We start from the raw sequence: 20650 nt of genomic DNA, 5'->3' as shown, positions 1-20650 counted from the left end.
AGCGCTGAGCCAGCGAAGTTGCGACGAAGCAGCAAAAACGCAGCGCAACCTACGGCACTACTTTTTACGGCCTGACCGTGAGTATATGCGCGTTTTCCTCTATTCGCTGCTAAACAAACAGGTCCGGAAACACCCCTCAACAGGGCCGAGTCCCGCCAGATAAGGCTTTGGTGGCAATGAGGGCTGTCTTAAGACAGATGTCTTATACATGACTCAATGTTTCCCATGTTTGTAAATGCGAATTAGATGCATTAATATTCATGCTCTTTGAAGGTTTGAAACATCTGTTTAACAACCACTCGTTCGAACGCGCGCCGTTGCGCCCGACTTTGGTGCGTAGCTGCGTCACCCTGCCTAACTCAAACAAACATGCAGAAATCCTTTATCGCCGGCCGTCCGGCGTTTGCGCGCGCTCCGCGCCGCACCCCTTCGCTGCTGAGCGCGGGGCTTCTGGTCAGCGTGGGCCTGTCGCTTTCCACGCTGTCATCGTCGGGGTGGGCGCAGGCCGCGGCTAGCGATGCGGCCGCCACGCTGCCGGCCGTGAGCGTGTCGGCAGCGAAAGATACGACCGTGGCGCAGGCCGATACCGTCAGCGCCGGCGCGCTGGGTTCGCGCAAGCAGGTGGACACGCCGTTCTCGACGCGGGTCGTGACGAGCGAGGAAGCGCAGGATCTGTTCGCGACGACCGCCAACGACCTGTTCAAGTACGACCCGGCCGTGACCGTCAGCAGCGAAAACTCGGTCAGCGAAAACTCGATGTTCAACGTGCGCGGCATGCCGATCGACACGCTGAACAGCATCAAGGTGGACGGCCAGACCTTCCCGTCGTGGGACACCGACCTGTCGCTCGAACCGTTCGAGCAGGTCGAACTGCTCAAGGGCCTGTCCGGTTTCATGTACGGCTTCGGCTCGCCCGGCGGCATCGTCAACTACGTGCTGAAGCGCCCCACCGACGACCCGTACCGCAGCTTCACGCTCGGCTACGAGTCGTCGAGCGTGTTCACGCAGGCGGTGGACCTGGGCGGACGCTTCGGCAATGACAACCGCTTCGGCTACCGCCTGAACCTCGCCAACGAATACGGCAACACCGCCGAGGAAAACGGGCACGTGAGCCGCCAGGTCGCGTCGCTCGCGTTCGACTTCCGCATTACGCCGGACCTCGTGCTGAGCGCCGACGCGCTCTACCAGAAACGCAAAACCGAAGGCACGCTCTTCGGCCTGATGTTCGCGGGCGGCATTCCCGACGCGAGCAAAGTCAGCGGCACGCTCACGCAGCCGCAGAACTACTACATGACCGAGATGGCCTCGTTCGGCACGGGCCTCGACTATCGCCTCTCCGACAACTGGCACGCGAGTGTGAAGTACCGCTTCGCCAAGGAGAACCGTACCAACTCGGACAGCTTCCTGTATGTGTCCGACGACGCGGGCAACTACTCCAACACGCTCTATGCGGCGATGACGCGCTACTTCTACCAGAACGTCGACGCGATGGTGCAGGGCAAATTCAACACCGGCTTCATCAAGCACGACGTGGTGCTCGGCGCGGGCTACCAGACGCAAACCAGCGAGTACAGCAACAGCGTCGGCTGGAACGAAGGCTACTTCCTCGGCAACGGCAATCTGTACAGCACCACGCTGCTGACCAACGACGAAGTCAGCATCGGCTCGGACCTCTATCGTGAGCAGCGCACCACGCAGGCCGCCGTGTATGCGAGCGACACGCTGCAGTTCACCTCGCGCCTGTCCGCGCTGCTCGGCGTGCGTTACACGCAATACCGCCAGAACGTGTACGACCCGAGCGGCGCGGTCACGTCGCAATACAGCGCGAACCCGGTCACGCCGACCTTCGCGCTGATGTTCAAGACCGATCCGTATTCGACGGTGTACGCGAGCTACGTCGAGTCGCTGGAACAGGGCGGCGCGGCGTCGAACCTCAACCTCAACTATCCGGCGACTTTCGGCCCGCTGCGCAGCAAGCAGTATGAAGTGGGCTTCAAGTCCGACCACAGCAAGTGGGGCGCCAACCTCGCGCTGTTCCGTGTCGATCAGGGCTACAACTACACGAACACCGCGAACGTCTTCGTGCAGGACGGCACCAAGCGTTACACCGGCATCGACGCGAGCGGCTGGCTCGCGCTGACCAGCGAATGGCGCGTGATGGGTGGCGTGATGTGGCTCGACACGAAGGCCGTCGACATCGACGATCCGGCCATCGAGGGCAAGCGCATTTATGGCGCGCCGCGCTTTACGGTGACGGGCCGTGTCGAATACAACCCGGCGTATCTGCGTCCGTTGACGCTGGCGTTCGGCGGCAAGTACGTGGGCAACCAGGCGGTCAACGCGGCCAACACGCAGTTTGTGCCGGCCTACACCACGTTCGATCTGAGCGGCAGGTACGAAGCGAAGATCGCCGGCAAGGACGTCACGTTCCGGGCGGGCATCAACAACCTGTTCAATCGCCGCTACTGGACCACCGCCTGGGGCTATTACGTATCGCCGTCGCCGACTCGCACCGCGGTAGCGAGCGCTACTTTGCAATTCTAACTATTGCGTGACCGAGGGGCGGCCCGCCCGGGCGCCCCGATCATCGTGGGTATCTCCGCCACCAGCGCGTCGATGGCGCAGCGCGTTTTCAGCGCGAGATAGCGGCTCTTCGGCCACACCGCGTGGATCTCCTGCGAAGGGCGGAAACAGTTCTCCATGACGGTCACGAGTTCGCCGCTTTGCTCGTACCGCGCCAGTAGCCAACTCGGCAGCCAGGCCAGACCAAATCCGGCGAGTGCGGCATCGAGAATGCCCTGCATGTCGTCGAAACCGAGTTGCGGCTCGACCTGCGCGCGGCGAATCTGCCCGTCGACGTCGACCACGTCCCAAGGTTGCGCGACACCCGCGCGCAAATACGCGATCACCGCGTGCCCGCGCAGTTCATCGACGTTGCGCGGCGTGCCGTGCCGCGCCAGGTACGCAGGCGCCGCGCCGATGCTCGCGTGCTGCATGCCGAGCTTGCGCGCGGCCAGACTCGTGCTGTCGGCGAGCGGCCCCACCCGCACCACGAGATCGAAGCCCTCCTCCACCACATCGACGAAGCGGTCGCTGATCGATATGTCGATCTTCAATTGCGGATGCTTGCGCGCGAGGCCGAGCAGCACCGGCGCCACGCAGTAGTGGCCGAAGGCTTGCGGCACGCTCACGCGCAGGCGCCCTTTCGGCTCGCGCCGCCCCGAATCCAGATCGGCTTCGGCAGCTTCGAGTTCGGCCAGCGCGCGCACGCAGCGGTCGTAATAGGCCTGGCCGTCCTCCGTGAGACTCTGACTGCGCGTCGTGCGATTGATGAGACGCACGCCGAGCCGCTTTTCGAGCCGCACAATCACCTTGCCGACCGCCGAGCGCGTGAGGTTCATGCGCTCGGCCGCCAGCGCGAAGCTGCCTGTTTCCACGACACGCACAAACGTCGTCACACCATCGAGGATGTCGCTCATACCTTCACCTGATTGGTTCCCCCGTGGACACATTGATGGGATTTTTGTGTGCCAATAGGGACACTGATTCCCCCTATATTACCCATTCCATGATGGCCAAGCCCATCGTCCAATGAGGTGAAAGTCCATGTCCAGTCATCCGCACGCGCCGCCACGGCGCGACGAACGTGAAAAGCCTGAAACAACCGCGCGTGACTCACAAAGCGCACGAACCAGCGCAAGCGAGGCCGCCACCACCCCACCGCGCGCCGCGCGCCTCCCCAAGAACACGCTTGCGCTCGGCGCCGTTTGCCTCGCGTCGCTGATGTTCGGTCTGGAGATCTCCAGCGTGCCGGTCATCCTGCCCACGCTCGAGCACGTGCTGCACGGCGATTTCAAAGGCATGCAGTGGATCATGAACGCCTACACGCTCGCGGTGACCACCGTGCTGATGGCAACCGGCACGCTCGCGGACCGCTTTGGGCGCCGCAGGATTTTCGTCGTCGGCATCGCACTATTCGGCATCACGTCGTTGCTCTGCGGCTTCGCGCAGAGCGTGCCGATGCTGATCGCCGCGCGCCTGTTGCAGGGCGCGAGCGGCGGCGCGATGCTGATCTGCCAGGTCGCCGTGCTCTCGCATCAGTTCAGCGACGGCCCAGAGCGCGCCCGCGCATTCAGCGCGTGGGGCATCATCTTCGGCATCGGGCTGGGTTTCGGGCCGATCATCGGCGGGATAATCGTCGCGGTGTCGAGTTGGCAGTGGGTCTTCTGGGTGCACGCGCTGCTTGCCGTCGTCACGTTGACGCTGGTTTTCGGCGGCGTACAGGAATCGCGCGATCCGCATGCGGATACGCTCGACGTCGCCGGCATCGTCACGCTTTCGCTGGCGGTTTTCGGCCTCGTGTACTTCATCACCCAGGTCCCGGCGCTGGGCTTTACGAATCCGCGCGCGCTCTTCATCATCACTGCGACCGTGCTCGCCTTCGTGGCCTTTCTCTACGCGGAGAACCTAAGCGCGCGGCCGATGTTCGATTTTTCGGTCTTCAGGATTCCGCAATTTTCGGGCGCGCTGATGGGCTCGGCGGGCATGAACTTCAGCTTCTGGCCGTTCATGATCTATCTGCCTATCTATTTCCAGATCGGCCTCGGCTACGACAGCGTGAGCGCGGGCCTCGCGCTGCTCGCGTACACGTTGCCGACGCTGCTGTTCCCGCCGCTCGGCGAACGGCTCTCGCTGCGTTACGGTTCGGGCATCGCGATACCCGTGGGCCTGTTGACGATCGGCCTCGGCTTCATGCTGATGAAACTCGGCAGCGGCGCCGCGCATCCGGGCGTGTCGAGCATGCTGCCCGGCTGCGTGATTGCAGGCGCGGGCCTCGGCCTCACCAACACGCCCGTCACCAATACGACGACCGCCGCGGTGCCCACGCAGCGCGCGGGCATGGCATCCGGCATCGACATGAGCGCGCGGATGATCACGCTCGCCATCAATATCGCGTTGATGGGAGCGATCCTGGTCGGCGGCATTCTCTACCATCTGAAGACGAACCTGCCGGCCACGCTCGACATCGCGGAACTCGGCCGGCTGGCGGAAAAAGTGGCGGCAGGCGATGTCGATGCGATCCGCGCGGGCATCCCGGCGCTCACGCGAATCGATCCGTCCGGCAGCATCGTGCATGCTGCGCTGATGCGGGGTTTCGGCTGGGTGATGCTTTACGGCGGAATCGGCGTGTGGGTGCTCGCGGCCCTCAGCTTCGTGATCTCGGGGAGCGCTTCGAGGAGGCTGATCAAAGTGCCCGCCTCGAAGCAAACGTCGCCCGCTACACGGCAGAACGCTCGCTGCGATTCATGCTAAACCGCCGGTGCCTGGCAAGCCGTCATCGCGACTTGCCGGACACCCATGAGCCAACAGACTCAACGGCCCAGGAACTCGACAACCATGCTGTTGAACTTGTCCGCATGCTCCCACTGCGCCCAATGACCGCAGCGGCTAAAGATATGCATGTCCGCATTCTGCATCCCGGCGACGAGGCGCAGACCCACGTCCATCGGCACGAAACGATCGTCACGCCCCCAGACCACCAGCGTTTGCGCGCACACTTCGCCGAGACGCGGACCGAAGTCGTTGAACTGCTTCGGATTCGCCGCGAGGCTCGCGACGAAATTCTCCAGGTGGTCGCGGCGCGCGAGAATGTTGTCGAGCCGCGCCTTCATCAGATCTTCGGTCAGCGCTTTCGCGTCGAACACGAAGATGTTCATCATGCGCTGCAGGTTCCCGATCGTCGGCTCCTTGTACACCCCTTGCAGCAGCTTGATGCCTTCGGTCGGCATCGGTACGAACTGACTCGGGCCGCCCGTGCCGCCGCCCATCAACACGAGCTTGCCGACGCGCTTCGGTTCGGCCAGCGCGAACGCCACCGCGCTATGCCCGCCCATCGAGTTGCCGATGATATGCACGCGCTCGATATCGAGCGCGTCGAGCAGGCTCTTCAAGGAGCGCGCGTTGAGTTCCGAGCGTGAGCCCTTGCATACGATCGGATCGCTCTTGCCCCAGCCGAGGCAATCCATCAGGATGACCCGGTAGCCCGCGGCGACGAGCGGCTCGACGTTGCGATTGAAGTTCGCCCAACCGGTCGCGCCCGGCCCCGAGCCGTGCAGCATCACCACGGTTTCCGCGCCCTGCCCCACGTCGTTGTAGTGGAGTTGCATGTCGCGCCCGTCTTCCGTGATGCGAACGAAACGGCTGGTCGATGCTTCGGTGAATGCCGGTGCTTGTGAGCTCATGTTGAATCCCTTTCTTTCACGAGTTGGGTAAGCGGACCGCCTTCGATGACGCGTCCGCACGGTTTTTCTTGCCGCGCATCTATTGCACGGATTGCACGGCGCCCGCGCTATAACGAGACGCGGACTTGCTGACCACGAGCCATGCCGCGACTGCCGCGACGGCGATCAACGGAATGCTCGCGCCCAACAGCACGGAAGCGCCTTGACCAATGGCAAGCAACTGCCCGGCGATCAACGGTCCGAGAATCGAGCCCATGCGACCCACCGCCACGGCGGCGCCCACGCCGGTGCCGCGAACTTCGGTCGGATAAAGACTGCTGGCGAGCGCATACAACACCGATTGCCCGCCGACGAGAAACAGCCCCGCCAGCAAACCGCCCCACGCCATCGAGGTGCCGCCGTTCGCGCTCAGCAACGCCGCCAGCGCGACGACGATGCCCAGATACATGCCGCCGACCGTGCGGCGGCGGCCGATGCGGTCCATCAGGCTCGCGATCACGATCGCGCCGATCCCGCCGCCGACGTTGAACATCATCTGCACGACGCCCGACTGCACGCGCGTGAGACCGCGACTCAACACCAGCGAAGGCAGCCAGTTGATGAGGAAGTACAGCACGATCAACGTGCCCAGATAGCTGACCCACAAGGCGATGGTCGTACCGGCGCGGCCCTCCTGCCACAGTGTGCGCGCGACGCCGCCCGACGCCTCGCGCGAAACATTGCTCGGTGAACTGACCGCTACGAACTCCGCCGACTCGCGCAGGAACAGCGCCAGCAGCGGCAGAACCAGAAGCGGCCCGATACCGCCGACATAAAAAATATGCCGCCACCCTTCATCGCCTGGACTGACGATGCCGATCACCGCCGCGAGCGCCGCACCGAACGGCATGCCGCAATACATCGCTCCCACCGCCGTGTTGCGCTGATGAGGCCGCGCGGCTTCCGAACACAGCGCGATCAGATTCGGCATCGCGGCGCCGAGACCGAGCCCGGTGAGAAAGCGCGCCGCCAGCAAACTGTTGAGGTCCCACACCTGAGTGGTCGCGATCGAGAAAATACCGAACAGCGCCACCGAAATCATCAGCACGCGCTTGCGGCCCAGCTTGTCGGCGAGACGCCCGCCGATCGCCGCGCCTGGCAAAAGCCCCAGCGCGCCGATGCTGAACGCCCAGCCCATCTGCGCGACGGCCAGATGAAATTCACGCGCCATGCGCGGTGCGGCGACGCCGGTCGATTGCAGATCCAGCCCCTCCAGCAACGCGACGATGAGACATAGCCCGATGGTCAGGGCACCACTTTCCGACGCTTTCGTTGATTGCCGCATACAAGTCTCCAATATTGAAATCGGCGTCGCTCTAACGGCGATATGGCCGGGGTATCGACAATGCACGGACAGCGCGCGACGCCGCCGTGCAACGTCAGGTCATGAAGCAACAGCGTCCTTCTCATGCGCGCGTGCGAGATCCAGCGCGACGTCGACGATCATGTCCTCCTGGCCGCCGACCATCCGGCGCCGGCCCAGCTCGACCAGGATGTCGACCGTCTTGAGCCCATACTTTTTCGCGGCGACTTCCGCGTGCCGCAGGAAGCTCGAATACACGCCCGCATAGCCGAGCGCGAGCGTCTCGCGATCGACGCGCACGGGCCGGTCCTGCAACGGCCGCACGATGTCGTCGGCGGCGTCCATCAGCGTGTACAGATCGGTGCCGTGATTCCAGCCGGCGCGCTCCGCCGCGGCGATGAACACTTCGAGCGGCGCATTGCCCGCGCCCGCGCCCGCGCCCATGCCGGCGAGTGAAGCGTCAATGCGGTCGCAGCCCTCTTCCACCGCGACCATCGAATTCGCCACACCCAACGACAGGTTGTGATGCGCATGCATGCCTGTGTGCGTTTCAGGTTTGAGCACGGCTTTCAAGGCGCGAAAACGTGCACGCACGTCGTTCATCGTCAATGCGCCGCCCGAGTCCACCACGTAGATGCAGGTCGCGCCGTAGCTTTCCATCTTCTTCGCTTCGCTGGCGAGGTTGTCCGGCGTGGTCATGTGGCTCATCATCAGGAAGCCGACCGTATCCATGCCGAGTTCGCGCGCATATTCGATGTGCTGCTTCGAAATGTCCGCTTCGGTGCAATGCGTCGCGACGCGCACGATACGCGCACCCGCCTGGTACGCCGCCTTCAGATCGTGAATCGTGCCGATGCCGGGCAGCAGCAGCGTCGCGATCTGCGCGTGCTCGAGCACGTCGGCCGCCGCCTCGATCCATTCGAGGTCGCTATGCGCGCCGAAGCCGTAGTTGAAGCTCGACCCTTGCAGCCCGTCGCCGTGCGCGACTTCGATGCTGTCGACCTTGGCCTTGTCCAGCGCGCGGGCGATGTCCTGCACATTGCGGATCGAGTACTGATGGCGGATCGCGTGGCTGCCGTCGCGCAGCGTCACATCGGAGATATACAGTTTCTTGTCCATGCGAAAGTCTCCTTATGCCTGCACGAGCGATTGCGCCATGCGTTCCGCCGTGGCGAGCGCGGCGGAAGTCATGATGTCGAGATTGCCCGCGTATGCAGGCAGGTAATGCGCGGCGCCTTCCACCTCGACGAACACCGAGGTCTTCAGGCCGCTGAACTTGCCGAGGCCCGGAATGTTCAACGGGGCAGCGGTGCCGATCTCGTCGAACTGCACTTTCTGCTTGAGGCGGTAGCCCGGCACGTACGCATGCACGGCGGCGGCCATCGCTTCGATCGATGCCTCCACCTTCGCGCGATCGGCGAGTTCGGACAGCACGTAGACGGTGTCGCGCATCATTACCGGCGGCTCGGCCGGGTTAAGCACGATGATCGCCTTGCCCTTCGCCGCGCCGCCCACCACTTCAATTGCCTTCGAGGTGGTTTCGGTGAACTCGTCGATGTTCGCGCGCGTGCCTGGACCCGCCGATTTGCTGCTGATCGCCGCAACGATTTCCGCGTAGTGCACCTTCGCCACGCGCGACACGGCCGCGACCATCGGAATCGTCGCCTGTCCGCCGCACGTGACCATGTTCACGTTGAGCGCGTCGAGCTGTGCGTCGAGATTCACGACCGGCACGCAGTACGGGCCGATCGCCGCCGGCGTGAGGTCGATCAGGCGGATGCCCGGCTTGAGCGCGCGCAGGAACGCGTCGTTCTTCACGTGCGCGCCCGCCGACGTCGCGTCGAACACGAAGTCGATGTCGTCGAACACCGGCAGACGCGTCAGTCCTTCGACGCCTTCGTGCGTGGTCGCGACACCGAGCCGCGCGGCGCGCGCAAGGCCGTCGGAGGCTGGGTCGATGCCTACCATCGCCGCCACTTCGAGATGCTTGCCGTGACGCAGGATCTTGATCATCAGATCGGTGCCGATGTTGCCCGAGCCGATGATCGCGGCCTTGAGTTTTTCGCTTGCCATGTCATTCCTCAATCGAGTGCTTGCTTATGCGGAGAAAGTCGCGCGGACGCCGCCGAGACCGTCGATCTGCGCGCTGAAGGTGCCCGGTCGCGTCACCGCGACCATCGGACCGAGTGCGCCGGTCATCAGGACAGCGCCGGCACGCAGCGGCGTGCCCAGTTGAACCAGGCGGTCCGCGAGCCAGACGGCGGCGTTCAGCGGATTGCCGAGGCACGCCGAGCCGTTGCCGCGCGACAGCACTTCGGCATCGTTCGTTAGCGTCATGGCGCAGGCCGCGAGGTCCACGTCGCGCAGCAACACCGGGCGGCTGCCGAGCACGAAGCGCGCGCTCGACGCGTTGTCCGCCACCGTGTCGACGAAGCGGATGTTCCAGCCCTCGATGCGGCTATCCACCACTTCGATCGCCGCGACCGCGTAGGCCGTCGCGCGAATCAGATCGGCATAGGTGTGGCGCTCGTGCGTGAGGTCGTGTTCGAGCACCAGCGCGATCTCCGCTTCGACCTTCGGCTGGATCAACTCGCCGAGCGGAATCGGCTGGTTGTCGCCGAAAGCCATCGAGGCGAACAGCGCGCCGAAATCCGGCTGATCGACGCCGAGCTGGCGCTGCACCGCAGGCGAGGTCAGCCCGATCTTGCGGCCGACGATGCGCTCGCCCGCGGCCACGCGCGCCGCCACGTTGACCTGCTGCACGGCGTAGGCGAGTTGCGCGGCATCGGCGGCATCGTTCAGATCGGCGAAGCGCGCGTCGTCGCGCAACGGTGCGATGGTCTGGCGCGTGCGCTCGGATTCGCGCAGCCGCAGGGCAAGCGTTTCGGCATGACTGGAATGGTTCATAGCGATTTCCTCGTTCGGTTAGGCGTTGGCGGCAACAGGACGCGCGTGCATCGCACCGAAGCCTGCAATCCACTCGGGGATCGGCCGGTAGTAGTCGAGCGTCGCGCGATATGACCCGCCCGCGTTCAGCGCGCCGAACGCAGCGACCCACGTGCGGATCTCGTGAGCGGATTTGCCGGCGGCCCGTGTGATCGCTGGGTCGGTCAGGCCGTCGAGCGCCTTCAGATCACCGTCTTCGAGCAGCTTCAGGAACGACCGGTCCCACTCGGGATTGAGCGGGTGCAAGCGGCTGTCGCCTGCCGTGAAGGCACGCGCCGCCGCGACCGTGCGCGCCTGGCGCGCCGCCCGCGACTCGGCCGAAGGATTGCGGCCCGCGATCAGCCGTTGCGCGACTTCATCGCTGGCGCCGGCCAGTTCGGGCACCGGCGGCTCATGCGAGATGCCGCCCGACCCGATCAGCAGCACGCGTTTGTCCATGCGTGCGAGCGCGCGGCCGAGCGCATCGCCAAGCAGGCGCGCACGGCGGCACGAGGCCATCGGCGGCGCCACCGAGTTGATGAACACAGGGACGACCGGATAGCGATCGAGGCTGCCGGTGAGCAGTTCCAGCGCTTGTGCGCAGCCGTGATCGACCTGCATGCGGTACGACACTGCCACGTCGATGTCGCTATCGAGCACGGCTTCGGCGAGTTCGAGCGCAATCCCGGCGGGCACGTCGAGCGGCCCGGCAAGACTTTTGAAGTCGCCGACCGCAGTGGCCGCCGCACCGATGCAGAACGGCGGCATCAGATCATAGAAGAAACCGTTGTAGTGATCCGGCGCGAACACCACCACCAGTTCAGGATCGAACGCGGCGACACGCGCGCGCGCCGCCGCGTGAACCTGCTCGACTTGCCCGACGACTTCCGCCGGCGGGTCGTAGTAGCCGGCGAGCGGCGTGTGCGACAGGCACTCCAATAACATCGGCATATCAGGCTCCGGTTGCAACAGCGGCGACTGCAGCGGCGTGCGCGACGTTGCCGCGCGCCATGACCGGTTCGCCAGCGACCGCAGCGCCGCCGACATCGGCGCTGCGCGGCGCGGCCGCATTGAGATTGAGCTTCGCGGCAAGCTCGACGATGTACGACGAGACCTGCTGCGGCGTACACATGCCTGCGACGAAACGGTCCGGGCGCAGCAACACGACGGACTCCGGCACACGCGAGAACCAGTCTTTCAGCCGGCCATTCACGTCGCCGATCGCGATCACGTCGGCGGGCACGTCGTCCTGAAACGCGAGTTGTGTATCGGGCTTCGCGACCACGAAACAGCCGCCCAGGCGCCGCCAGATTTCGCGTGCCGCAGGCGACAGGCCGAAGGTCGGATCGGCGCCCCAGCCGAGGATCGCGAAGCGGTTGCCGAGCGCATCGTCCAGCCGCACGACATCGCCCGCCACCGTGCGCACGCGCGGCTGAATGAACATGCGGCCCACCGGCGATTGACAGTGCGGATCGCGGCCATACACGAGGCGACCGAGGCGCGACTCGCGCTTCTCGCTCATCAGCCCGAGCAAACGTCCCGGCGCCGAATGGCCTGAGCGCTCCAGCACGCGAGCGAGCCAACCATGCTTGCGTTCGCTGCGTGCGAGCAGCACCACGCCCGTTTCATAGCGCGGCATCGGCTTGAAACGCATTTCGACGAAATAGCGTTTGACCGCGGGAAACAGGTTGAACGTGCGCACGAACGCGTCGCGGAACCTGATGCCGAAGCGGCTCGTCGGCGCGAAGATGTCGCCGGCCACTTCCGAGAGATGGATCATCGAGCGGGCATGCGCGCGGCGTTCGGCGGTGTAGGTGTCGAGCAGCGCGTCGCCGGCGAGACCCTTGACCACCATCGCGAGTTTCCAGCCAAGATTGCTCGCGTCGCGAATGCCGCTGTTGTAGCCCTGGCCTTGCCACACCGGCATGATGTGCGCGGCGTCGCCCGCCAATAACACGCGTTCGACGCGGAAACGGCTGGCAAGCCGCGCATTGTGCGTATAGACGCGCTTGCGGATGTAGTCGACCTTCTCCGGATCGGCGACGACCTTGCGGATCAACGCCGCCATGTTCTCCGGCTTCGACAGTTCTTCTTCGGTCTCGCCCGGCATCACCATGAATTCGAAGCGGCGGATGCCGTGCGGCAGCGCAGCCGACACATAGGGCCGCTGCGGATCGCAATGCATGTAGACATGCGGCGAGCCGATCGGATCATTACGCACATCGACGACGATCCATTGATTCGGCTTGGTCCTTCCTTCGAACGGCACGTCGAGCGCGCGCCGCACGAAGCTGTTGCCGCCATCGGCGCCGACCATGTACGACGCGCGAATCGTGCGGCGTCCGCCTCTCGCGTCTTCCGTCTCGATCGTGACGCCGCTCGGATCCTGCGTGAATGCGCCGACGCTGTTGCCGAACAGCACCTCGACATGCGCAAAGCGGCGCAAGCCTTCGAACAGCACACGGTCCGCGAGCGGTTGGATGAAAGCGTTGCGGCGCGACCAGCCGAATTCGTCGGTGCGCGGTTCGATCGACGCGAAGCAATGGCCTGTGCGCGTGACGAAACGCATCCAGTGATCGGGCGTGGTGTGGGGCAACAACGCGTCGGTAAGGCCGACAGATTGGAATACGCGCAGCGCTTCGTCGTCCAGACCGATGGCGCGCGGATAATCGATGATCTGTTCGAGCTTTTCCAGCAGCACGACGCGCACGCCCTGCAAGCCGAGATAGTTGGCGATCATCAGACCAACCGGGCCGGCGCCGATAATCGCCACGTCGGCGTGCAGGGTCTCGGTGTGACCGTGGGCGGCCACCGGATCAAAAGGTGGGGGCATGCTGTCTCCTTTCTCGCGCGCGGCGCAAACCGCCTTCGCTTCAGATAACGAACCGGGTCGAAATGATCAGGAGCGCGGCGAGCGGGTAACGCCTTCGGCCGCAGCGAAAAACTCGCGCACGGACAACTGCTTGCGTCTCCATGAATCGTTTTGATTTGTTCGCAGTCTAGGACCGGCCACCTACTCGCTCAACAAATTGTGCAAATTGTGCATAGAATGCACATAGTTGAATTCATTGAGGTTTTAGGTGACCAAATACACCAGTGTGAGAGGTCTCTCGCGTGGGCTGCAGGTCTTGCAGGCGCTCAATTCGCTGGACAGCGGCCGCGCCACGAGCCAGCAGATCAGCGAGCTGACCGGCCTGCATCGCACCACCGCACGGCGGCTGCTGGAAACGCTGATGGAAGAAGGCTTCGTGCGACGCAGCGCGTCGGACGACAGTTTCCGGTTGACGTTGAAAGTGCGCGCATTGAGCGAGGGTTTTACGGACGACGAACGAATCGCGACGATCGCGCCGCCGATCATGGGACGGCTGCTCCAGCGCGTCGCATGGCCCTCGGATCTGACGACGCCCGATGGCGACGCGATGATCATCCGCGAGACGACCCACCGGTTCAGCACGCTGTCGTTTCACCGCGCGATGGTCGGCCGCCGTCTGCCCATTCTGTTGACGGCGGCAGGGCGCGCGTACTTTGCGATGTGTCCCGACGGCGAGCGCGAGGACATTCTCGACTTGCTACGCTCAGGCGCGGGCGGCGAAGAGCAAAAAGCGCTGGCGTCCAACGACGCGCTCATTCGCAGTCTCGTGCGGCGTGTGCGCGCGGACGGGTTTGGCTCCAATCACGGCGACTGGTCCGCGCAAAGCAAGATCGGCGCAGTGGCCGTCGCGATCGTGTCGGAGCAGCGCGTGCTGGCGAGTCTGAACGTGGTGTTTCTTTCGCGCGCCGTCACGCTCGCGGAAGCGAAGCGGCGGTTCGTGCCCGAGCTTCAAACGGCTGCGCGTGAAATGATCGAAGGGTTGGAAGCGCAGGTGTCCTCGGGTGGCAAAGCCAGGCCGCGCGGGGGACGTGAGCGGCGTTCGTGAGAGGTGATGAGCGAGTTGCGCAGTGGTGGAACGGTGGCGCGGCTGGTAGCTGACGGTTCGGCCAGCAAATGAACTGGCGCGAAGCACGACCTGGTGCTCGCCGGTATAGCGGGCAACAGCGCGACATTTCGCTCGCGCACCGCGCCTCGATCCCGCCGTCGTTCGATAGCCGCGTGCCTATCGACGGCGCGCACGGCCGCTGCAATACGCCGAACCCGCCGCGCTGCGATTGCCCCCGTCGATGCAAGCGGCGCAATGCTTCTCGGCGTCGCGCACGAGGCAATGCACCTGCGACTGCGAAACGTCGAGCGCGCGCGCCGTGCTTTGCAGCGTTTCTTCACGTACCCGCACCATTTCGAATGCGGCGCGACTGCGCGGCGGCAATTGTTCGAGCGCGTGATACACGTGACGCAGCGTGTCGCGCACGAGCAGCGCCGCTTCGGGCGAAGGCGCCGGCGACGGCACGAGCAGCGCGTCGTCCGCATCGTCGTGATAGGTGTCTTCCACGCTCTGGCGGCGAGTGACGTCGATCGACGCGTTGCGCACCATGCGCGTGACGTAGGCCACCGGTTGACGCACGGCGTTCTGATCCCGGAAGTCGACGAGCTTGATGAAGACGTCGTGCACCACGTCCTCTGCAAGACTGGTGCAACCCACGATGCCATGCGCTAGCTCGACGAGCATCGGCCGGTTCGCGACCAGCACGTCGAGCAGCGTGCCCTTCTCCCAATCGATAGCGCGCTCAAGGCCGCGCGAGCGTCGCACGACGGGCGCACAGGCGGCGACGGCATTGAGCACCGGCATCGGCATTGGCATCGGCATCGGCATCGGCATTGCTGTTGAAGGCGCCTGCCGGACGAGCACCTCGGACATGATTCGCTCCGTTTTCGCAAAGGTCAGCGCAACAATTTAACGTAAACGCGAATCATTCTCAACAAACGCGAGATTAACCTTACTCGTCGGACGGGTTGACCAGAGGATTCATCGCCGATGCGGGGTACCCGCCCATGCTTGGGCGTGCCACTCCGGATCGAAGCGTCATCACGTGGGAACGTCAATCCTTGACTGAATCGCACCTCACACGCCGCCCGCGTTATGCAGCGTGAAGGCATGCGGGCAAAGCGGTCCTAATCTGGTACAACTGATGTCCGTGTCGATGCTCGCCGCGGCCCGCGCAAGATTTTCGCCGCGATCGTCACGCCGGGCCTCCTCCGCAAAAGGCCGGCGTTCCCGAGCGACGACAGCGAATGATGAGATCCCGATTCCGAATGCGGAAACGTTGACATACCCGTCTTGATGGAGTGATCGATGGCTGATGTTTACCTGCAGGTGATCGCGCATTACTTTGCCAAACCCGGCAACGGCGACGCGCTGGTGAAGCCCCTCACGGAGCTTGCCGCGGCAACCCGAGCCGAGCCCGCCAACCTGTACTACGAATTCTTCCGCTCGCCGCTCGATCCCGACCACTTCGTGATCATGGAGCAGTACAGCCACGCCGATGGTCTCGCCGTGCACCGTGAGACCGAGCACTTTCAGCGCATCGGCGTCGGCATCATCATTCCGCTGCTCGAGCGGCGCGAAGTGTCGAGCCATCTGGTATCCGGAGATACAGCATGATGAGCGCATTCAAATTCCAAACGGTGCCGACGCTGGTCGTGGAGTTCGGCGCCGCGCGTCGCCTCGGCGCGTTGCTGCGCGCGCAATTTCCGGCGCTCACGCGCTTGTGTGTCGTCACCGATGGTTTTCTGCACACGAGCGGCCTGCTGAATCCCGCGCTCGCCGATCTCGCGGCGCATGGCTGGAACGCCACCGTGATCGACGACGTGATCGCCGATCCGCCCGAACATATCGTGCTCGAAGCGACGTCGCGCGCGCGGCAAGCCGGCGCGGAAATCGTGCTGGGGCTCGGCGGCGGATCGTCGATGGACGTCGCGAAGCTGATCGCGGTGCTCGCGCCGCAGCAGGAGCAGGCGCTCGGCGAGATGTATGGCGTGAACAAGGTGAGCGTCGCGCGCTTGCCGCTCGTGCAGATGCCGACCACTGCCGGCACCGGTTCCGAAGTGACGGCCGTGTCGATCGTGACGGTGGGGGAAGCGAAGAAAATGGGCGTGGTCGCGCCACAACTGATCGCCGACCTCGCGATCCTCGATGCGGAGCTCACGCTCGGCCTGCCCGTGGCCGCGACCGCGGCAACCGGCATCGACGCGATGGTTCATGCGATCGAGGCGTACACGTCCGCGCATCTGAAGAATCCCGTTTCCGACATGCTCGCGGTGAAGGCCCTCGAACTGCTGTCGCGCAGCCTCTTGCCCGCCTGCGAAAACGGCCAGAACCGCGGGGCTCGCGAAGCGATGCTGCTCGGCGCGACCTTCGCGGGGCAGGCGTTCGCCAATGCGCCGGTGGCGGCGGTGCATGCGCTCGCGTATCCGATCGGCGGCATTTATCACGTGCCGCATGGCCTTTCGAATGCGCTCGTGCTGCCGCACGTGTTGCGCTTCAACGCCGGGGCGGCGGCTCATCTGTACGCGGAACTCGCGGATGTGATCGTGCCGGAGGCGACCGGCGGCGACGCGAGCAAGACTCAGGCGCTGATCGAACGGCTCGAGCAGATGATCGCCGCAACCGCGATTCCGGCGCGGCTGCGCGATGTCGGCATTGCACGCGACGGGCTCGAACGGATGGCAAGCGATGCGATGTTGCAGACGCGGTTGCTGGTGAACAATCCGCGGCCGGTTAGCGAGAGCGATGCGTTGGGGATTTATGTCGCGGCGTTTTAAGGGTGGCACCAGGGGGTGAAGCCGAGCTGTCGAGAAGTTGATTCAGACAGCCGGTTTGCTTCGGATACCCTATCGATCACGAAGCTGCATAGCCGCGCGCGGGAACGACACGCTGATGTGCACGCCCTTGCCGCCGCCCCCTGGCTTGAGTGCTATCTCGCCGTGATGCGTATCGGCAATTTCACGCACGATTGCGAGACCCAGGCCGGTACCCTCGGTATCCGGCGACGCCCGGAAGAAAGGTTCGAACACGCGGCTGCGCGACTCGGCCGGAATGCCGGGACCATCGTCGAGCACACTCACGGTGACCGTATCGGCGCCGGCGCTAACGGCAACCGTGACGTGGCCGCCGCTGCCGGTATAGCGAATCGCGTTTTCCGCGAGATTCGCGATCAGCGCCTGAAGCAGACCCCGATGCCCGGTCACCGGCGCGATGCCCCTTAGCTCGGCGCCCAGATCGATCTCTCGTGCCTGCGCGAGCAGGGCGAGATCTTCGACGACTTCCATCGCAAGCGGCACCAGGTCCACGGTTTCCGTCGCGAGCTGCGTGTTGTCGGTGGCTTCGGCCTGTGCCAGTAACAGCAGCTTGTTGGTGAGCGCGACCATCGAACGATTGCTCCGATGCATCGCGGCAAGCGCTTCGTCGAGCGCGGGATGAATGCCGTCCTGCTGCCGCGCGAACTGCAACTGCGTGCCAAGCAGCGTAAGCGGCGTGCGCAACTGATGCGCGGCGTCGGCGATGAAACGTCGTTGCGCCGCCACCTGTACACCGAGCCGCGCGATGCATTGATTGATCGCTTCGACGATCGGGCGCAACTCGGTGTGCAGCCGTTCGACGCGAATCGGTTCGAGCTGCATGGGATCGCGGTCGGTGACATCCTCTTTGACTTTCATCAGCGGCCGCAATTCGAACGTCAGTCCGATGCACACCAGCGCCACCGCGAGCGCGATCATCGCGATCTGCCGCACGAGTTGCGGCTGCCACAATTGCTGAGCCATGGCGTCGCGAGAACGCACGGTTTTGCCCACCGTGACTCGCACGCGGCGCGTCGCGCCATTGTCGTACATGAGACGCACGAGCCCGACCGCACGCACCGGCTGGCCTCGCAGCTCGGTGTCGTAATGGTCGGGCGTGTCGGCCGCCCGCAGCGGACGCGGCGGAAAATCCGGCGTGCCGGCGAGTAGCCGCCCATCGTCGACGCGCACGCTGTAGAACACCTGATCGCGATAGGGCGACGCGAATACTTCGAGCGCGGCGGGCGGCACGTCGACGCGCAGGAAGCCATCCACCCACTCCACTTCGCCGGCGATCATGCGCGCCGACGAGATCAACTGATTGTCCTGCACGAGATCGGCCGTGCGCCGCGCGTTGTCGTATTCGGCCTTGCCGGTGACGAACACATAGAGAGCGAGCGGCACCAGCAGCCACCACAACAGACGTACCCGCAGGCTATTGGTCATCGTCTTTCTTACGCAGCAGATAGCCGAGCCCGCGCAGCGTGACGATCGCCGCCGAGCTGCCGTCGAGTTTCTTGCGCAAACGTGAGATGTAGATTTCGACCGCGTCCTCGCTCGGTTCGTCGGCGAGCGTGAAGATCGCGTCGACCAGCGCGGGCTTGGTCACTGTTTTGCCGAGGCGCAGGATCAACGCTTCGAGTACCGAGCGCTCGCGCGGTGTGACGTTCAGCGGTGCGCCCTTCAACGTGAACTGGCGGGTGTCGATATCGAACGCGAGATCGCCGCACGCCACCTCGCTCGCCCTCGACGGCGACTGACGGCGGATCGCCACCTTGATCCGCGCGATCAGCTCGCGCACTTCGAATGGCTTGACGAGATAATCGTCCGCGCCGGCGCCAAGCAGTTCCACCTTTTCGTCGATCGAACCGCTCGCGGTCAGAATCAGCACCGGCGTCGCGTCGCCGCGTTGACGCAAGCGGCGCAGCACGTTTTTGCCCGACAGCTTCGGCAGATTCAGGTCGAGCAGGATCACGTCGTAATGATTGGTGCGCAGTAGCTGGTCGGCCGCGTCGCCATCCTGCACGGCGTCGAGCGCGAACGCCTCCTGCTCCAGCATTTTTGCGAGCCAGTGCGCGAGCGTGGGATTGTCTTCGATGAGCAGCAGCTTCATGGCAGGGACGGCAAAAGTCAGGCCGTCGATTGTGCCGTAAAACAAAGGCTTTGCGCGCGCCCCGTTTGATCCGCAGCATACCGGACGCGCGCTGGCGCGCCGGACCGCACTGGGGTTTTCGCGCAGTACGGGGTTAACACCCATGCTTTGTCCAGGCCTCAGAAAGCTACCAGAAGGTTTCGGATTTCTATAATCGCCGTCATTCACCCAGAAAGCGCCGCGTGCCATACCCGCGGCGACCAAACCTAAGGAGACTGCTTCATGCGTACCTTGCGCCAGATTGCCGCTGTGTCAGGTGTTGCGTTTACCCTTGCCGCCGCTTCGGCTGCCGCACACGCCGAAAAACTCACGATCATGGTCGGCGGCGCCACCAAGATCATCTATCTGCCGGCCAAGCTCACCGAACAGCTCGGCTACTTCAAGGACGAAGGTCTCGACGTCGAGATCCTCTCGCAACCGGCGGGCGTCGACGCGGAAAACGAACTGCTCGCGGGCGCGGTGCAAGGCGTGGTGGGCTTCTACGATCACACGATCGATCTGCAAAGCAAGGGCAAGGAAGTTCAGGCGTTGGTGATCTTTGGCCAGGTGCCGGGCGAAGTGGAAATGGTGTCCACCAAAGCGGCCGGCACGTTCAAAAGCATGGGCGACGCGAAGGGCAAGACCCTCGGCGTGACCGGCCTGGGCTCGTCGACGAGCTTCCTCACGCAATACCTCGCGCAACGTGCGGGCGTGCCGTCCACGCAATACACGCTGCTGCCGGTCGGCGCGGACAACAGCTTCATCGCGGCCATCAAGCAAAGCCGTATCGACGCCGGCATGACGACCGAGCCGACCGTTTCGCAACTTCTGAAGACCGGCGACGCCAAGGTGCTGGTCGACATGCGCACGCTGGAAGGCACACGCGCCGCGCTCGGCGGCACGTATCCGGCTTCGAGCTTCTACGTGCAGCGCGCATGGGCCGAGTCGCACAAGGACGATGCGGCGAAACTCTCGCACGCTTTCGCCAGAACGCTGAACTTCATTTCGACGCACAGCGCCGAAGAGATCGCCGCGAAGATGCCGAAGGACTACTACGGCAACAACAAGGACCTGTACGTCGGCGCGCTGAAGGCATCGCTGCCGATGTTCACGAAGGACGGCAAGATGCCCGCCGACGGCCCGGATACCGTGCTGAAGGTGCTGTCCGCATTCAATCCTTCGGTGAAGGGTAAGCACATCGATCTCGCCAGGACCTACAGCAACGACTACCTGTCGGCGCCGGTCAAGACCGCGGCGAAGTAAGGCCTTTTTCAACATCACGAGCACTGCGAGGCACCAGC

17 protein-coding genes are annotated in these 20650 nt (G+C 64.3%); 6 read left to right on the top strand and 11 right to left on the bottom strand.

Annotated features, from left to right (window positions below):
* Positions 1–369 precede the first annotated feature (369 nt).
* Positions 370–2544: a TonB-dependent siderophore receptor gene (locus PQQ53_RS25725; protein ID WP_408147532.1), complete on the top strand. Its 2175-nt coding sequence runs from the start codon at positions 370–372 to the stop codon at positions 2542–2544.
* Here PQQ53_RS25725 and PQQ53_RS25720 read toward each other — a convergent pair.
* Positions 2541–3479 (bottom strand): LysR family transcriptional regulator, encoded by a 939-nt coding sequence (locus tag PQQ53_RS25720; RefSeq protein WP_408151791.1) that lies wholly within the window; start codon positions 3477–3479, stop codon positions 2541–2543. The two genes, PQQ53_RS25725 and PQQ53_RS25720, sit on opposite strands and share 4 nt — an antisense overlap.
* 127 nt (positions 3480–3606) lie before the next feature.
* Between PQQ53_RS25720 and PQQ53_RS25715 the strand changes: the two genes are divergently transcribed.
* Positions 3607–5313, top strand: a complete 1707-nt coding sequence (locus tag PQQ53_RS25715; RefSeq protein WP_408327176.1) for an MFS transporter — start codon at positions 3607–3609, stop codon at positions 5311–5313.
* A gap of 59 nt (positions 5314–5372) precedes the next feature.
* Here PQQ53_RS25715 and PQQ53_RS25710 read toward each other — a convergent pair whose 3' ends face one another.
* From PQQ53_RS25710 to PQQ53_RS25680, 7 genes are all read right to left on the bottom strand, one after another.
* Complete coding sequence (locus tag PQQ53_RS25710; RefSeq protein WP_408327173.1) at positions 5373–6242, bottom strand: alpha/beta fold hydrolase; 870 nt, start codon at positions 6240–6242, stop codon at positions 5373–5375.
* A 79-nt stretch (positions 6243–6321) separates the two neighbouring features.
* Entirely contained in the window at positions 6322–7566 is a 1245-nt protein-coding gene (gene mhpT, locus PQQ53_RS25705; RefSeq protein ID WP_408151788.1) for a 3-(3-hydroxy-phenyl)propionate transporter MhpT, read from the bottom strand.
* A 99-nt stretch (positions 7567–7665) separates the two neighbouring features.
* Complete coding sequence (dmpG, locus tag PQQ53_RS25700) at positions 7666–8703, bottom strand: 4-hydroxy-2-oxovalerate aldolase (RefSeq protein ID WP_408327170.1); 1038 nt, start codon at positions 8701–8703, stop codon at positions 7666–7668.
* A 12-nt stretch (positions 8704–8715) separates the two neighbouring features.
* Positions 8716–9657, bottom strand: a complete 942-nt coding sequence (locus PQQ53_RS25695; RefSeq protein WP_408327167.1) for an acetaldehyde dehydrogenase (acetylating) — start codon at positions 9655–9657, stop codon at positions 8716–8718.
* Between the two features lie 24 nt (positions 9658–9681).
* Positions 9682–10491 (bottom strand): fumarylacetoacetate hydrolase family protein, encoded by an 810-nt coding sequence (locus PQQ53_RS25690; protein WP_408327164.1) that lies wholly within the window; start codon positions 10489–10491, stop codon positions 9682–9684.
* A gap of 18 nt (positions 10492–10509) precedes the next feature.
* Positions 10510–11460 (bottom strand): 3-carboxyethylcatechol 2,3-dioxygenase, encoded by a 951-nt coding sequence (locus PQQ53_RS25685; protein ID WP_408327161.1) that lies wholly within the window; start codon positions 11458–11460, stop codon positions 10510–10512.
* 1 nt (position 11461) lies between these two features.
* Positions 11462–13342, bottom strand: coding sequence for a bifunctional 3-(3-hydroxy-phenyl)propionate/3-hydroxycinnamic acid hydroxylase (locus PQQ53_RS25680; RefSeq protein ID WP_408327159.1), 1881 nt, complete (start codon positions 13340–13342; stop codon positions 11462–11464).
* A 247-nt stretch (positions 13343–13589) separates the two neighbouring features.
* Here PQQ53_RS25680 and PQQ53_RS25675 point away from each other — a divergent pair, with 247 nt between their 5' ends.
* A complete protein-coding gene (locus tag PQQ53_RS25675; RefSeq protein ID WP_408327156.1) occupies positions 13590–14426 on the top strand; it encodes a DNA-binding transcriptional regulator in 837 nt (278 codons plus the stop codon).
* A gap of 177 nt (positions 14427–14603) precedes the next feature.
* Here PQQ53_RS25675 and PQQ53_RS25670 read toward each other — a convergent pair whose 3' ends face one another.
* The gene (locus PQQ53_RS25670) at positions 14604–15299 is read right to left on the bottom strand and encodes an RNA polymerase factor sigma-70 (RefSeq protein ID WP_408327154.1); all 696 of its coding nucleotides are present in this window, start codon (positions 15297–15299) and stop codon (positions 14604–14606) included.
* 435 nt (positions 15300–15734) lie between these two features.
* Here PQQ53_RS25670 and PQQ53_RS25665 point away from each other — a divergent pair, with 435 nt between their 5' ends.
* A complete protein-coding gene (locus PQQ53_RS25665; protein WP_408147508.1) occupies positions 15735–16043 on the top strand; it encodes a putative quinol monooxygenase in 309 nt (102 codons plus the stop codon).
* Complete coding sequence (locus tag PQQ53_RS25660) at positions 16043–17203, top strand: iron-containing alcohol dehydrogenase (protein WP_408327235.1); 1161 nt, start codon at positions 16043–16045, stop codon at positions 17201–17203. Before PQQ53_RS25665 ends, PQQ53_RS25660 begins: the two co-directional genes overlap by 1 nt.
* A gap of 69 nt (positions 17204–17272) precedes the next feature.
* Here the strand turns inward: PQQ53_RS25660 and PQQ53_RS25655 are convergent, their stop codons facing one another.
* Together PQQ53_RS25655 and PQQ53_RS25650 are read right to left on the bottom strand one after the other, a co-directional pair.
* The gene (locus tag PQQ53_RS25655; protein WP_408327151.1) at positions 17273–18664 is read right to left on the bottom strand and encodes a sensor histidine kinase; all 1392 of its coding nucleotides are present in this window, start codon (positions 18662–18664) and stop codon (positions 17273–17275) included.
* Positions 18654–19331: a response regulator gene (locus tag PQQ53_RS25650; RefSeq protein WP_408147505.1), complete on the bottom strand. Its 678-nt coding sequence runs from the start codon at positions 19329–19331 to the stop codon at positions 18654–18656. Before PQQ53_RS25650 ends, PQQ53_RS25655 begins: the two co-directional genes overlap by 11 nt.
* Positions 19332–19592: 261 nt before the next feature.
* On the opposite strand from PQQ53_RS25650, the gene PQQ53_RS25645 reads away from it, so the two are divergent.
* Positions 19593–20612 (top strand): ABC transporter substrate-binding protein, encoded by a 1020-nt coding sequence (locus tag PQQ53_RS25645; RefSeq protein ID WP_408151780.1) that lies wholly within the window; start codon positions 19593–19595, stop codon positions 20610–20612.
* The last annotated feature ends 38 nt before the right edge of the window (positions 20613–20650 follow it).

Origin of the sequence: Paraburkholderia strydomiana (genome assembly GCF_046030495.1) — a bacterium.
Taxonomy (GTDB): Bacteria; Pseudomonadota; Gammaproteobacteria; order Burkholderiales; family Burkholderiaceae; genus Paraburkholderia; species Paraburkholderia strydomiana_A.
Note: the sequence above shows the minus strand (reverse complement) of the source record. Positions and strands in the feature narration are given on the sequence as shown.